We start from the raw sequence: 15,484 nt of genomic DNA on the forward strand, positions 1-15,484 counted from the left end.
GCCCCGCCGGGTAACGCTACTTTGAAAGTTAGCGCTTACTGCCTGATCGCTCGATCAAGGGGTACTGACCGGAGGCACGGCGTCGAAGGTCATTGCCACGACACCGGTGTAATCGCCCGGATTGAAGCTTGAACCCACTGCACTGATTTTCAGCGGCGCACGATAGTTCACGTCGGACTCCGCCTCACCCACAACCAACTGCGGAGTCAGCGTCAGTTCCCTGCTATTGAGCTCGACTTTCAAATCAATGGTATCGGAGCCGGAGATCAGTCTTGGCGCGCTTTCCAGGCTGGCATGAACCGAACCGTTGTTGTTGCGCACATCGAAGAACCCATTAACCTCTCCCATTTTGCCGGTGCCCGGCTGAAAGCTCATGTCCTGATCCCTGTTGACCAGGTCAGGGTCAGTCGGCACCACATAGAAACCGTTGGTCGGCACGTGGGCGATGAGGTTGATGGAGTGACGCGCTTCACCCGCGGCGAATGCCATGGAGGAACCCAGCGCCAGAACAGCCAGTGGGGCAGCGATTGCGAATTTCTTGAACATCGTTCAGTACCTGTTTTCTTGATAGAGATCGGTCCATTGAAAGTTCAAACAACGCATACCTTTTGTGGGTCGTGTTGATTTGAACTTTCAACGCCGGGGCATGATCTGCTGTTCGCTCTGGAAAGTAAGCAAGTAACTTCCTATGACTGCGTAGTTAAACGACCTCATGACTGGAAAGAAAAAAGAACAAAAAATCAAAAAATCAAAATACAAAACAGTAACTGTAAGTTATGCCCTACATACAGTTTTATTGAAAAAACCATACAGCGACTTCAACTATACAAACACGGGACTTCAGGCCTTTTTAGAATATAAGCTCAATTATTAATAGAGCAATAGCTTTAACCTCCCGGTTATTCCTTCCCGAGCAAAAAGTCAGCCGGCCGGCCTAATGCCAGTCCGTTAAGCGAAATCCCTGTGGGTGCGGGCTTGCTCGCGAAGGCGTCGGGTCAGCCAGCATCAATGTTGAATGACACACCGCCTTCGCGAGCAAGCCCGCTCCCACAGATCTGGCATCGCTCTACCCGTCCACCGCTCGTCAGCTGTGATAAGGATCTCTGAAAAAACGCCTTGCCTGCGCCTTAAGATATATCTTAAGTTGTATCTAAACACGACGAGAGATAGCAAAAAATGAGAGACCATCATTCCCCCCATCGCGAGCCCGGCGACGGCCGCGACGGCTTCGAAAAACGCCCGGGACCTGGCCGCGAACGCGGTGGACGCGGACCGCGGGTGTTCGCCCCTGGCGACTTGAAACTGCTCCTGCTGGCGCTGATCGCCGAGCAGCCGTGCCACGGCTATGACTTGATCCGCCAGATCGAAAGCATGTTCGACGGTGCCTACAGCCCCAGCCCTGGCGTGATCTACCCGACCCTGACCTTCCTTGAAGAAAGCGAAATGATCCTGGGTGACGCCGAGGGCGGGAAAAAACGCTACAGCATCACCGACGCCGGCCGTCTGTCTTTAAGCGAACAAGCGATTGCCCTGGACGGCGTGCGCATGCGCATCGAGGTCAGCAAGCGCTCATTGCGCGGCCATGACCGCCCGGCCGAAATTCATGAAGCGGTGCACAACTTGCGTCATGCCTTGCAGATGCATCACGGCCGTTGGAGCCCGGAAGAAATCCTGCGAGTGCGCGACCTGCTCAACAACACGGCCAAAGCCATCGTCGACGGCCCCGCCGTTCAACCCACTTCGGAGAAAGCCGAATGACCGACGTTATCGTGCAATCCCCTTCCATTCACCGTGTCAGCCATGAGATCAAACGCCGTCGCCTGCAAGTGCTGCGGGTGGTCGACCTGACCCCGCGTATGCGCAGGATTACCCTGGGTGGTCCAGAGCTTGCGGGCTTCGTCAGCCTTGGAACCGACGACCACGTAAAACTGCTGTTCCCACAAAACGCAGCGGAACAAGCGGAGCTGGAAACCCTGGTACTCGGTGCCGGCAAGGACAACGGGCCGATGCCCACGATGCGCGACTACACGCCACGTCGTTACGATCTGGATACGCTGGAGCTGGACATTGACTTCGTACTGCACGGCGATGGTCCTGCTTCGACCTGGGCGGAACAGGCAAAACCCGGCCAGTTTCTGCACATCGGCGGGCCTCGGGGCTCGATGATCGTGCCGGATATCTTCGACAGCTACCTGCTGATCGGCGACGAAACCGCCCTGCCCGCCATCGCCCGCCGTCTCGAAGGCCTGGCCGCCAATCGGCGTGCGTTGGTCATCGTGGAAGTGGAGAACGGCGCCGAACAACAACGCCTGGAAAGCGCTGCGCAGGTCGATGTGATCTGGGTGCTGCGCGAAGGTGGCCGAAACAACCTGCTGACCACCGTGCAGCAGATCAAGGTGCCCGATGGCCATCTGTATGCGTGGGTGGCGACCGAGACCAAAGTGTCGCGGCAGATCCGCCGGGTATTGCTCGATGAGCACGGTTTGAACGAACAGTTCGTAAAGGTCGTCGGCTACTGGCGGCTGGATGACAGTGACGAGGAATAACCGCAACACTGTGGTTGCATGCTTTTTGTGGCGAGGCAGCTTGCTCCCGTTCGGCTGCGAAGCAGTCGTAAAACCGGTTGGCGCGGTTTGCCTGATACATCGCGTCAGCCGGGTTTGGGGCTTGCTTCGCAAGCCAACGGGAGCAAGCTCCCTCGCCACAAAGCTCCCTCGCCACAGTCAGGGTTCACTTGCGATCCGTGCGCCACCGATCCAGCCCAATCACCACCAGCGCAATCACCACAAATCCAGCCAACAATCCCCCGGCATTCACAAACACCTGTGGATAACCCAACTTGTCGACATCAATGAACGGATAGGGATAAACCGCCAGCAGATGCCCGCGCCATAACGCATAGCCGAAGTACACCAGCGGATAAATCACCCACAACGCAATGTGCCGTAGCCGCAACGTCCCTTTGGGCACACAGAACCACCAATAAGCCAGAAACAGCAGCGGCATGACGTCATGCATCAGCTCATCGGCCAGCCATTGCCAGCCTTCGGGATGCCACAAATGGCGCAACAACAGGCTGTACGTCAAACCGACCACAACGATGCTCACCGCAATCGCGCTACTCACCCTCGGTTGTAGAAACCAGCGTCGCGCCGCCGACTCGCGGGACGTCAGTTCACAGGTCAGCACCACCGCCACCAGCGTATTGGTCAGCACAGTAAAAAAGCTGAAAAAACTCACCAGCCCGCCCAGCAGACTGGCCGCAAGACTCCAGCGTGAGTAGAGAATCAGGTACAGCTGAATGCTCAGTCCCGCCCAGCCCAGGACCGCCGCCACGGCAATACAACGACGCCTCGCGGCAGAACCTGGCGTCGAGGGTATGACCATGCTCAGACCGGGCGCTTGGTGCGCATCAGCTTCACGTACAGGCGTTCGACCTTCTCCCGCGCCCACGGGGTTTTGCGCAGGAATGTCAGGCTCGACTTGATGCTCGGGTCGCTCTTGAAGCAGCGGATATCGATACGCTCGGCCAGCCCCGACCATTCGTAGTGTTCAACCAGCGCGTTGAGGATCTGTTCCAGCGTCACGCCATGCAGCGGGTTGGTGTTCTGTTCGGTCATGCCGGGCCTTCGAGCGATGAGAGATTGGAAGCCGCGCACCTTAGCCGAGGGCTTCGTTGGGGGGAAGCTATCTGTTTGCTCTGTGTTAAATGTAGGTGACCTTGCAAAAATCGTCCGAACGCGGCCCCAATGCTGTTCACTTAAGCAATTTCAGCCGCGACACATTTTTTGTAGCAGCTGCCGAAGGCTGCGTTCGGCTGCGCAGCAGTCGTGAGTCCGGCTGCCGTGGTGTACCTGACGCACCCCAATGACTGACTATACGACTGCTTCGCAGCCGAACGCAGGCTTCGCCAGCTGCTACAGATCGGGCTAACGCGGCCCGAGCGTTCGGACGATCTTTTTCTGCGCACTGTTACCCAATCCGAAATGATCCATGTCAGTAAAAGCCCTTTCTCTATGTGTAACAGAACATTATCCTTACGCCCGCCCAAGCTGAAACGCTTCACCCTTGCGTCATTCCTGCTGCGTTCAGTTCACCCCCTTTAGAAAAAGACCAAGAATTTATTCTCTATGCCTGATGTTCAAACCCTGCGAGACAGCGCTGTCTTTTCCCTGTGGCCAGCTGGCGGGATCAAGATCCAGTCGTCTTTCTAATTAAAACCACAAGACCTGTGGGAGCGGGCTTGCTCGCGAAAGCGGTCTATCAGTCAACCAGGATGTTGAATGTGATGGCCTCTTCGCGAGCAAGCCCGCTCCAAGGATTGCGGCGTTCAAATTCAACGGAGCTTTTTTGCGGAGCCCTTTTTAGCTGAACCATGCCCGCGCCAGATCGTCATCTACAGTGACTACTGCGCGGGACTACTTAAAACATCACGGAGAACCACACTATGAGCGCTGATGGTGCTTTGAGTCGAAGCCGTCTGCTGCCGAGCCTGCTCGGTATCGTGCTTCTGCTAATGGGCCTGGCCTTGCTGGCCGGGGGGATCAAGCTGAGCATGCTCGGCGGCTCACTGTATTACCTGCTGGCCGGTGTCGGCCTGATGCTGACCGGGGGCCTGCTGCTTGCCGACCGTTATGCAGCGCTGAGCCTGTACGCGGTGGTGCTGTTCGCCAGTACGGTCTGGGCACTGTGGGAAGTCGGTCTGGACTGGTGGCAACTGGTGCCACGTCTGGCGCTGCTCTTTGCCCTCGGCATCGTCATGCTGTTGCCATGGTTTCGTCGCCCGCTGCGTAGCGGCGAGTTCAACCCGGTCGGCACCGGCGTGCTGAGCGCTGCCGTGGTCATCGCCGGTATCGCCGCGCTGGCCAGTCTGTTCACCAACCCCGGTGAAATCAAAGGCCAGCTGGATCGCGACGCCGTACCCGGCATGACCAACACCGCCCCGGCCATGCCCGATGGCGACTGGAACTCCTACGGCCGCAGTGCCCATGGCGATCGTTACTCGCCATTGGCGCAGATCACGCCGCAGAACGTCAGCAAACTGGTCCCGGCCTGGACCTACCGCACCGGCGACCTGCCGGGCCCGAACGATCCGGGTGAAACCACCGCCGAAAACACCCCGCTCAAAGCCAACGGCATGCTCTACGTTTGCACGCCGCACAGCCAGGTGATCGCCCTGGACCCGGACACCGGCAAGGAACTCTGGCGTTTCGATCCGAAGCTCTCCACGCAGAACGCGGCGAACTTCAAGGGCTGGGCGCACATGACCTGCCGTGGCGTGACCTATCACGATGACGCCGCCTACGCGTCCGAGCAGAGCCCGACCGGCAGCGCCAACGCGCCAGTGACCAGCGTCTGCCCACGCCGGATTTTCCTGCCGACCGCCGACACCCGTCTGATCGCCCTGAACGCCGACACCGGCAAAATGTGCGAAGACTTCGGCAACGGTGGCCAGGTTGACCTGACGACCAACATCGGTGAATTCACCGCCGGCGGTTATTACTCCACTTCGCCACCGGCGGTCACCAAAGACCTGGTGGTGATTGGCGGCCACGTTACCGACAACGTTTCCATTGACGAGCCAAGCGGTGTAATCCGCGCGTTCGACGTGCACACCGGCAAACTGGTGTGGAATTGGGACAGCGGCAACCCGGACAACACCACGCCGATTGCCGAAGGCGAGGTCTACACCCGCAACTCGCCGAACATGTGGTCCATCTTCAGCGTCGACGAAAAACTCGGCATGATCTACCTGCCGATGGGCAACCAGACCCCGGATCAGTTCGGTGGCGCGCGTACCCCAGAATCGGAACTGCACGCCGCCGGCCTGACCGCGCTGGACATCGCCACCGGCAAGGTGCGCTGGCACTTCCAGTTCACGCACCATGACCTGTGGGACATGGACGTCGGTGGCCAGCCAACCCTGATGGACCTGAAAACCGCAGACGGTGTGAAACCGGCAGTGCTAGCGTCCACCAAGCAAGGCAGCATCTACGTGCTGGACCGCAGCAATGGTCAGCCGATCGTGCCGATCAAGGAAATCCCGGTGCCGCAAGGCGCGGTGGAAGGCGACCACACCTCACCGACCCAACCGATGTCCGACCTGAACTTCGTGCCGCCGACCCTCAAGGAACGCGACATGTGGGGCGTGACCCCGTTCGATCAGATGCTGTGCCGGATCGACTTCAAATCCCTGCGTTACGATGGCATGTTCACACCGCCGTCGCTGCAAGGCTCGATCGTTTATCCCGGTAACTTCGGTGTGTTTGACTGGGGCGGTATGTCGATTGACCCGGTTCGTCAGATCGCTTTCGTGAACCCGAGCTACATGGCGTTCAAATCGAAACTGATCCCGGCCGCGGAAATCGCCAAACAAGGCCCTCGCGTCAGCGAAACCGAAGGCGTGCAGCCAAACAAAGGCGCGCCGTACGGGGTGATCCTCGAAGCCCTGCTGTCGCCAATGGGCCTGCCGTGCCAGGCGCCGGCCTGGGGTTACGTGGCGGCGGTCGATCTGACCACCAACAAAACCATCTGGATGCACAAGAACGGCACCGTGCGCGACAGCTCGCCGGTTCCAATCCCTCTGAGCATGGGCGTACCCAGCCTGGGCGGGGCCTTCACCACTGCCAGTGGCGTGGCCTTCCTGAGCGGCACCCTCGACCAGTACCTGCGCGCCTACGACGTGAAAAACGGCAAGCAACTGTGGGAAGGCCGCCTGCCGGCCGGTGCACAAACCACACCGATGACCTACACCGGTAAAGACGGCAAGCAATACGTGCTCGTTGTGGCCGGTGGTCACGGATCGCTGGGCACCAAGCAAGGTGACTATGTGATTGCGTACAAACTGTCGGAGTAAGCGGTAGCGGCAGTTAAACGAAAGGCGACTCCTGTTGAGGGGGTCGCCTTTTTTTGTGGGCGCTGCAATCCCCGCCACACCCAAAATCCCTATAGGAGCGAACTGTGGCGAGGGGGCTTGCCCCCGTTGGGCTACGAAGTAGCCCCAAAACCTCTGATGTACCAAAGATCTTATGAGTGCTACGCACTCAAACGGGGGCAAGCCCCCTCGCCACAGCCAAAGCATGGTCGGCCCGAAGGCCGCCAAGTCCAAGCACCTGTCAAAACCCTGAACACACACGCTGAAATATCCAGGCCCATTGAAACCACCCCCCACCTGCCCCATCTAAGACCCATACCCCATTGCGCAGGTGCCCCATGAGCGACCAGCAAGAATTCCCCGAAGACCCGAGTGAATACACCGAAACAGACAAAATCGAACACCACTCCACCGGCAAAGGTCTCGCCCTGCCTGGCCAGAACCTGCCAGACAAGGTCTACATCATCCCGATCCACAACCGCCCCTTCTTCCCGGCGCAAGTATTGCCGGTGATCGTCAACGAAGAGCCGTGGGCCGAAACCCTCGAACTGGTGAGCCAAGCCGACCACCACTCCCTGGCCCTGTTCTTCATGGACACGCCCCAGGAAGACCCGCGACACTTCGACACCAAGGCGTTGCCGGAATACGGCACCCTGGTCAAAGTCCACCATGCCAGTCGCGAAAACGGCAAACTGCAATTCGTTGCCCAGGGCCTGACCCGGGTGCGTATCAAAAACTGGCTTAAACACCATCGCCCACCGTACCTGGTGGAAGTCGAATACCCGCATCAGCCCACCGAGCCGACCGACGAGGTCAAGGCCTACGGTATGGCGCTGATCAACGCGATCAAGGAACTGTTGCCGCTCAACCCGCTGTACAGCGAAGAGCTGAAAAACTACCTCAACCGCTTCAGCCCCAACGACCCCTCGCCCTTGACCGACTTCGCCGCCGCCCTGACCTCAGCCACTGGCAGCGAACTGCAAGAAGTGCTCGATTGCGTGCCGATGCTCAAGCGCATGGAAAAAGTCCTGCCGATGCTGCGCAAGGAAGTCGAAGTCGCGCGCCTGCAAAAAGAAATCTCCGCCGAAGTGAACCGCAAGATCGGCGAGCATCAGCGCGAGTTCTTCCTCAAGGAACAGCTCAAGGTCATCCAGCAAGAACTGGGCCTGACCAAGGACGACCGCAGCGCCGACATCGAGCAGTTCGAGCAACGGCTGACGGGCAAAGTGCTGCCGCCCCAGGCGCAGAAGCGCATTGAAGAGGAAATGAACAAGCTGTCGATCCTCGAGACCGGTTCGCCGGAGTACGCGGTAACCCGCAACTACCTCGACTGGGCGACCTCAGTGCCTTGGGGCGTATACGGCGAGGACAAGCTCGACCTCAAGCACGCGCGAAAGGTGCTGGACAAACACCACGCCGGCCTCGATGACATCAAGGACCGCATCCTCGAGTTTCTCGCAGTCGGAGCCTATAAAGGCGAGATCAGCGGCTCCATCGTCTTGCTGGTGGGCCCGCCGGGCGTGGGCAAGACCAGTGTCGGCAAATCCATCGCCGAAACCCTGGGCCGACCGTTCTATCGCTTCAGCGTCGGCGGCATGCGCGACGAAGCCGAGATCAAGGGCCACCGTCGCACCTACATCGGCGCGCAGCCGGGCAAACTCGTCCACGCGTTGAAAGACGTCGAAGTGATGAACCCGGTGATCATGCTCGACGAGATCGACAAGATGGGCCAGAGCTACCAGGGCGATCCCGCCTCGGCGCTGCTGGAAACCCTCGACCCGGAACAGAACGTCGAATTCCTCGACCACTACCTGGATTTGCGCCTGGACCTGTCGAAAGTGCTGTTCGTCTGTACCGCCAACACCCTGGATTCAATCCCCGGCCCGTTGCTGGACCGGATGGAAGTGATTCGCCTGTCGGGCTACATCACCGAAGAAAAAGTCGCCATTGCCAAGCGTCACCTGTGGCCGAAACAGCTGGAAAAGGCCGGCGTGTCCAAAGGCAGCCTGTCCATCAGTGACAACGCTCTTAAAGCATTGATCGATGGCTACGCCCGTGAAGCCGGGGTTCGGCAGCTGGAAAAAAACCTCGGCAAACTGGTGCGCAAGGCCGTGATGAAGCTGATCGATGAACCGAAAGCGGTGATCAAGCTCGGCCCGAAAGACCTGGAAGCCTCACTCGGCCGACCGGTGTTCCGCAACGAGCAAGTGCTGTCCGGCATCGGCGTAATCACCGGGCTGGCCTGGACCAGCATGGGCGGCGCCACCCTGCCGATCGAAGCCACACGCATTCACACCCTCAACCGTGGCTTCAAACTCACCGGGCAACTGGGGGACGTGATGAAAGAGTCGGCGGAAATTGCCTACAGCTACGTCAGCTCCCATCTGAAGCAATTCGGCGGTGACCCGACGTTCTTCGACGAAGCCTTCGTCCACCTCCACGTACCGGAAGGCGCCACCCCGAAAGACGGCCCGAGCGCCGGCGTGACCATGGCCAGCGCCCTGCTCTCGCTCGCCCGCAACCAGCCACCGAAAAAAGGCGTGGCCATGACCGGCGAACTGACGCTGACCGGGCATGTACTACCGATTGGCGGCGTGCGCGAGAAAGTCATCGCTGCGCGTCGGCAGAAAATCGATGAACTGATTTTGCCCGAGCCCAATCGCGGCAACTTCGAGGAACTGCCGGAATACTTGAAAGAGGGGATTACCGTGCACTTTGCCAAGCGCTTTGCGGATGTGGCGAAGATATTGTTCTGATCCGTAACCTGATCATTACCACGCTCCAGAACAATCAGACTCAACCAAAAAAGCCCGCTGACCTTAAAGGTTCAGCGGGCTCTTCATTTGCGTCACGGACTGAGGGTGGCGGCCAGCACTACGGTACTGCGCGCAAGAAAAATATCCACTCCCGGCCCATCTTCCTCTTCTCGAATACCTTCAATTCAACCAACCCATTCAAGGTCGCGGACGCAGTGTTGTAAGAGCAGTCCAGATTCTCCTTCACATTGACCGCCGTAAATTCCTTGGCCATTCCACTCTTGGCCACTTGGTATATGGCCCGCTGTTTCTCGGTCAAACGGTCGAAAAATCCAGACTCCAGCAGCCATCGATCAAAGTTCTCAGCATAGGCCAGACTTTTTCGATAAGCCTCAGTAAAACCACTAACAGCACGCAGAATCACCGAACACTGGAAATCGATAAAATAAGTCAGGTCCAACTCATCAGCTTCCGTATTCAGATACGAGCGCCCATATTTCACCGGCGCATTGCGCAGCAAAATGCTGATCGCTATATAGCGAAAGGCCGAGAAATCATTCTTGAACATGAACCAGTAAAACAGCGCACGCGCGACCCGACCGTTGCCGTCGCGAAAAGGATGCTCATAGCCCAACGCAAAATGCAGAGAGATGCCTTTTATCAACGGATGAAGATAATCCACTTGATAGGGATCGTTGTGGGATTGATTGATCCACTTCGACAGCACCTGCAATCGTGACATCAGCCCCGCTGCGGGCGGCGGTGTATGCACGGTGTTGCCCTCGCCATCCTGCACCACCACATCATCGTTGGCCCTTAAAGCCCCTGGTGAATATTGAGTGTCGTCGATGCCCTCGACGCCGACACGATGCATCGCCGTGATCAGCTCGATGCTCAAGGGTTCATAACGTTTTTCCCAGGCGAAGTTCATCATTTTGTAGTTGCCGATGACCATTCGCTCATCCGGCGTGCGCGGCAGGCGATGACGCTTGAGCATGTCCTTGGCCACTCGGGTAGTGGTCGCCGCACCTTCGAGTTGGCTGCTGCTGATGGCTTCGTCCTCAATCAGATCGTTGAGCAGATAGCTGAAATGCGCGTGCTCGCCGATCTGGCTGGTCATGTACTCCAACGCGGCCGTTGTAGCTTGCCGGTCAACGGCAGAAATAGCTTTCTGCGCCAGCGGTGTGAGCACGAAGTGGCCCCACTGGATAGGCTCGCCCAATGGCAGAAGGCTTAAGTACTGGGCGGTCCGGGCTTTTTTGACCAAGGCCCAGCACAGATTCGAATCCAGCCCTGGCGCCCAACGGTAGCGCAAGTCATCGAGTGGAAGGTAACGCCCCTGATCATCCAGAGGCTTGAGCAGTGCGAGATAGTCCGAGAGGCGTTCCTTGTGGGGCGATTGCCCCAACAGATCGAACACCGGGTCGGATCTGCCTTTCAGCATCGGCGGCTTTTTCATATTGCTGTCTCAAAAACTCACGAAACTGAGTCTTGAGTACAGCACCGCCCCTGCTCTGACTCAATATCAGAAGGATCTGAAATACATGTAGGAGCTCAGGCCTAATGCCGCTCCCACAGGGTTTGCGCTTAACTGGCCGGTATCAGGCGCTTAGGCCGGCTCTTTTTTGACCCTGAACCAGGCCGCATACAACGCCGGCAAAAACAGCAACGTCAGCGCCGTCGCCACAATCAAACCGCCCATGATCGCCACCGCCATCGGCCCGAAAAACACACTGCGTGACAATGGAATCATCGCCAGCACCGCCGCCAGCGCCGTCAGCACAATCGGTCGGAACCGCCGCACCGTCGCCTCGATAATTGCTTGCCAGGGCTTGAGCCCCGCCGCGATGTCCTGCTCGATCTGATCCACCAGAATCACCGAGTTACGCATGATCATCCCGGACAAGGCGATCGTCCCGAGCATGGCCACGAAACCGAACGGCTGGCGGAACACCATCAAAAACAGCGTCACACCGATCAGCCCCAGTGGCGCCGTCAGAAACACCATCACCGTGCGTGAGAAACTGCGCAATTGCAGCATCAGCAACGTCAGCACCACCACGATGAACAGTGGCACACCGGCTTTCACCGAGTTCTGCCCGCGAGCCGAGTCTTCCACCGTACCGCCGACGTCCAGCAAATAGCCGTCCGGTAATTCGGCGCGAATCGGATCGAGGGTCGGCATGATCTGCTGCACCAGCGTCGCCGGTTGCTCCTTGCCATAAATGTCGGCGCGAACCGTCACGTTGGGCAGGCGGTTACGGTGCCAGATGATGCCTTCTTCAAAGCCATATTCCAGCGTTGCAATCTGCGACAGCGCCACGCTGCGACCATTGTCGGTGGGCACGGCCAGACTCGGCAGCAGCGCCAGTTCGGTACGCTCATGCACCGTGCCGCGCAACAGGATCTCGATCAATTCGTTGTCTTCGCGGTACTGGCTGACGCTGGCACCGGTCAGCGAGCTTCGCAGGAAACTCGAGAGGTTTGCCGTGCTCACGCCCAGCGCCCGCGCGCGGTCCTGATCGACGTTCAGGTAAACGACTTTGCTCGGCTCTTCCCAGTCCAGATGCACGTTGACCACGTGTGGATTCTCGCGAACCTTGGCCGCGACTTTACGCGCCAGGGCGCGGACATCCTCGATGTGTTCACCGGTGACTCGGAACTGCACCGGATAGCCAACCGGCGGGCCGTTCTCCAGCCGCGTGACCCGCGAGCGCAAGGCCGGGAATTGTTCGTTGAGGGTTTCAATCAGCCAGGTGCGCAGGGTTTCGCGGTCTTCGATGGTTTTGGCCAGGACGACAAACTGCGCAAAGCTCGCTGCAGGTAATTGCTGATCCAGCGGCAGGTAGAAACGCGGCGAGCCGGTGCCGACGTAAGCCACATAGTTGTCGATCCCGGCGTGATCCTTGAGCAGGACCTCGAGACGCTTGACCTCTTCTGCGGTGTTGCTCAGGGAAGCACCTTCGGCCAGTTTCAGGTCGACCATCAACTCCAGCCGCCCCGAAGCCGGGAAAAACTGCTGCGGCACGAAGCGAAACAGCACCACTGACGCGACAAACATCACGATGGTCAGGACGATCACCGTTTTGCGCCGGCGCACGCACCACTCCACCAGCCGTCTGACGCGCTGATAGAACGGCGTGCCGTAAGGGTCGGGCTGGCCGTCGCCGGTGCCGTGTTTGGCGGCGTGAATTTTCGCCAGGTCCGGCAGGAGTTTTTCCCCCAGATAAGGCACAAAAACCACGGCGGCAATCCACGAGGCCAGCAGCGCGAGGGTCACCACCTGGAAGATTGAGCGGGTGTATTCGCCGGTGCCCGATTGGGCGGTGGCAATCGGCAGGAAGCCGGCAGCGGTGATCAACGTACCGGTGAGCATCGGGAACGCGGTGCTGGTCCAGGCATAGCTGGCGGCCCTGACCCGATCAAAGCCCTGCTCCATTTTGATCGCCATCATTTCCACGGCGATGATCGCGTCATCCACCAGCAACCCCAACGCCAGCACCAGCGCACCGAGGGAAATCTTGTGCAGGCCTATCCCTAAGTAATACATGCAGGCGAAGGTCATCGCCAACACCAGCGGGATCGCCAGCGCCACCACCATGCCGGTGCGCACACCGAGGGAGAAGAAGCTCACCAGCAACACGATCGCCAGCGCCTCCACCAGCACCTGAACGAACTCGCCAACACCGGTCTTCACCGCGGCTGGCTGGTCAGACACCTTGCGCAACTGCATGCCGGCCGGCAGGTTTTTCTGGATCCGGGCGAACTCGACTTCCAGCGCCTGGCCCAGTATCAGAATATCGCCACCGTCCTTCATGGCCACGGCCAGACCAATGGCGTCTTCAGCCATGAAGCGCATGCGCGGTGCCGGTGGGTCGTTGAAACCGCGACGAACGTTGGCCACATCGCCGATGCGGAACGTGCGATCACCGACGCGGATCGGGAAGTTCTTGATCTCGTCGACCGTCTGAAAATTCCCCGAGACCCGTAGCTGCAAACGCTCGCTGGTGGTTTCGAAGAAGCCTGCGGTAGACATCGCATTCTGTTCTTCAAGCGCCTGCTGCACTACCGCCAACGGCAACCCGAGGGTGGCCAGTTTAACGTTGGAGAGTTCGATCCAGATCTTCTCGTCCTGCAATCCGAGCAGGTCGACCTTGCCCACATCCTTGACCCGTTGCAGCTGAATCTGGATGCGGTCGGCGTAGTCCTTGAGCACCGCGTAATCAAAACCTTCGCCGGTCAGGGCGTAGATGTTGCCGAAGGTGGTGCCGAACTCATCGTTGAAGAAGGGGCCCTGGATGCCCGGTGGCAGGGTATGGCGAATGTCGCTGATTTTTTTGCGGACCTGATACCAGAGGTCCGGGATTTCCACCGAATGCATCGAATCCCGAGCGATGAACGTCACCTGGGACTCGCCCGGGCGGGAGAATGAAGCGATCCGGTCGTACTCGCCGGTTTCCATCAGTTTCTTTTCAATACGCTCGGTGACCTGGCGCGACACTTCCTCGGCCGTGGCCCCCGGCCAGTTGGTACGAATCACCATGGCTTTGAAGGTGAACGGCGGGTCTTCGCTTTGGCCAAGTTTGGTGTAGGACAACGCGCCGACGACGGCCAGCAAGAGCATCAGGAACAGTACGATCTGGCGGTTACGCAGCGCCCATTCGGAAAGATTGAAACCCATCGGGGATTACTCCTTGTGCGCCAGATTGACCGCGCGGTTGGAGCGGTCCACCGGGCGCACTTGCTGCCCGTCGTGAAGCACATGAACACCGGCGGCCACCACCCAGTCGCTGGCGTTCAGGCCTTCGAGCACCGGCACGGTTTTCTCACCGAATGCACCGACCCGCACCGGGGCTTTTTTCAACGTGTTGTTGGCGCCAACCACCCACACATAAGTGGCACCGTTTTCCGCGGTGACCGCCGACAGTGGCACCGACAACGCCACCACTTCGGCGGTCTGGATGAACACCCGGGCGCTCTGGCCGAGTTCGGCAGGAACCTTGCCGGCGGTGAAGGCAATGCGAGCGGCGAAGGTGCGGGATTTTGGATCGGCCGCGGGTGACAACTCACGGATGCTCCCGGGGAAACGTTGATCGGGTTGGGTCCAGAGTTCCACCGAGACCGGCTGACCGACCTTGAAGCGGCCGAAGCTCTGCTCCGGCAGGCTGATCAACACTTCGCGCTCGCCATCGGTGGCGAGGGTAAACACGGTTTGCCCGGCCGCCACCACCTGCCCGACTTCAACCGCACGCTTGGCCACTACGCCATCCTGCGGCGCACGCAGCACCGCGTAGCTGGCCTGATTGGTCGAGACGTTGAATTCGGCTTTGATTTGCTTGAGGCGTGCTTCACCGGAGCGGTAGAGGTTTTCCGCGTTGTCGTACTGCGAACGGCTGACCATCTGCCGCTCCATCAGCGTCTTGTAGCGATCACGCTCGGCACGCACCATGCTCAGGTTGGCCTCGGCGGCCGCGACCTGGGCACGGGTGGCTTCCAGTTGCAGACGCACGTCCTGAGGGTCGAGTTCCGCCAGAGGCTGATCGGCCTTGACCCGCTGCCCTTCCTCGACCAGTCGTCGGCTGACTTTGCCGCCAATACGGAAGGCCAGATCTGGCTCATAGCGCGCGCGGACTTCACCGGGATAACTTTCCATGGCCTGCGCCGAAGGCTCTGGCTGTACGACCATAGCCGGGCGGACGGTGACTTGAGGCGCCTCTTCATGGCCACATGCCGACAATAAAAAAGCCAGACTGACCGGCAACGCGAGGGGCAAGGCATAGCGCAGCATGGTGAACGACCTTTCGCTAATGGTGCTTGGAATAATTATACTGAGCAGTATGTTATTAATAGCAAA

Annotated in this window: 10 protein-coding genes; 4 read left to right on the forward strand and 6 right to left on the reverse strand. The window is 59.1% G+C overall.

Annotated features, from left to right (window positions below; all coding sequences use genetic code 11):
- Positions 1-54: 54 nt before the first annotated feature.
- Positions 55-546, reverse strand: a complete 492-nt coding sequence (locus ACA044_RS24560) for a CS1 type fimbrial major subunit (RefSeq protein ID WP_497443668.1) — start codon at positions 544-546, stop codon at positions 55-57.
- A 630-nt stretch (positions 547-1,176) separates the two neighbouring features.
- Here ACA044_RS24560 and ACA044_RS24565 point away from each other — a divergent pair.
- On the forward strand, positions 1,177-1,758 hold the full coding sequence (locus ACA044_RS24565; RefSeq protein ID WP_497443669.1) for a PadR family transcriptional regulator: 582 nt from the start codon (positions 1,177-1,179) through the stop codon (positions 1,756-1,758).
- Positions 1,755-2,546 (forward strand): siderophore-interacting protein, encoded by a 792-nt coding sequence (locus ACA044_RS24570; protein ID WP_497443670.1) that lies wholly within the window; start codon positions 1,755-1,757, stop codon positions 2,544-2,546. Before ACA044_RS24565 ends, ACA044_RS24570 begins: the two co-directional genes overlap by 4 nt.
- 184 nt (positions 2,547-2,730) lie before the next feature.
- Here the strand turns inward: ACA044_RS24570 and ACA044_RS24575 are convergent, their stop codons facing one another.
- Both ACA044_RS24575 and ACA044_RS24580 read right to left on the reverse strand, forming a co-directional pair.
- Positions 2,731-3,387, reverse strand: a complete 657-nt coding sequence (locus ACA044_RS24575; RefSeq protein ID WP_497443671.1) for a Pr6Pr family membrane protein — start codon at positions 3,385-3,387, stop codon at positions 2,731-2,733.
- A gap of 2 nt (positions 3,388-3,389) precedes the next feature.
- A complete protein-coding gene (locus tag ACA044_RS24580) occupies positions 3,390-3,620 on the reverse strand; it encodes a VF530 family protein (RefSeq protein ID WP_007941719.1) in 231 nt (76 codons plus the stop codon).
- Between the two features lie 827 nt (positions 3,621-4,447).
- Between ACA044_RS24580 and ACA044_RS24585 the strand changes: the two genes are divergently transcribed.
- Together ACA044_RS24585 and lon are read left to right on the forward strand one after the other, a co-directional pair.
- Complete coding sequence (locus tag ACA044_RS24585; RefSeq protein ID WP_497443672.1) at positions 4,448-6,856, forward strand: glucose/quinate/shikimate family membrane-bound PQQ-dependent dehydrogenase; 2,409 nt, start codon at positions 4,448-4,450, stop codon at positions 6,854-6,856.
- A 356-nt stretch (positions 6,857-7,212) separates the two neighbouring features.
- Positions 7,213-9,630: an endopeptidase La gene (gene lon, locus ACA044_RS24590; protein WP_497443673.1), complete on the forward strand. Its 2,418-nt coding sequence runs from the start codon at positions 7,213-7,215 to the stop codon at positions 9,628-9,630.
- Positions 9,631-9,748: 118 nt separating this feature from the next.
- Here lon and ACA044_RS24595 read toward each other — a convergent pair whose 3' ends face one another.
- The 3 genes from ACA044_RS24595 to ACA044_RS24605 all read right to left on the reverse strand — a co-directional run bounded on the left by ACA044_RS24595 (position 9,749) and on the right by ACA044_RS24605 (position 15,418).
- Complete coding sequence (locus ACA044_RS24595) at positions 9,749-11,089, reverse strand: Fic family protein (RefSeq protein WP_497443674.1); 1,341 nt, start codon at positions 11,087-11,089, stop codon at positions 9,749-9,751.
- Between the two features lie 150 nt (positions 11,090-11,239).
- Entirely contained in the window at positions 11,240-14,311 is a 3,072-nt protein-coding gene (locus ACA044_RS24600; RefSeq protein WP_497443675.1) for an efflux RND transporter permease subunit, read from the reverse strand.
- Positions 14,312-14,317: 6 nt separating this feature from the next.
- A complete protein-coding gene (locus ACA044_RS24605; protein ID WP_497443676.1) occupies positions 14,318-15,418 on the reverse strand; it encodes an efflux RND transporter periplasmic adaptor subunit in 1,101 nt (366 codons plus the stop codon).
- Positions 15,419-15,484: the final 66 nt, after the last annotated feature.

This window comes from Pseudomonas sp. LBUM1673, from assembly GCF_059695645.1.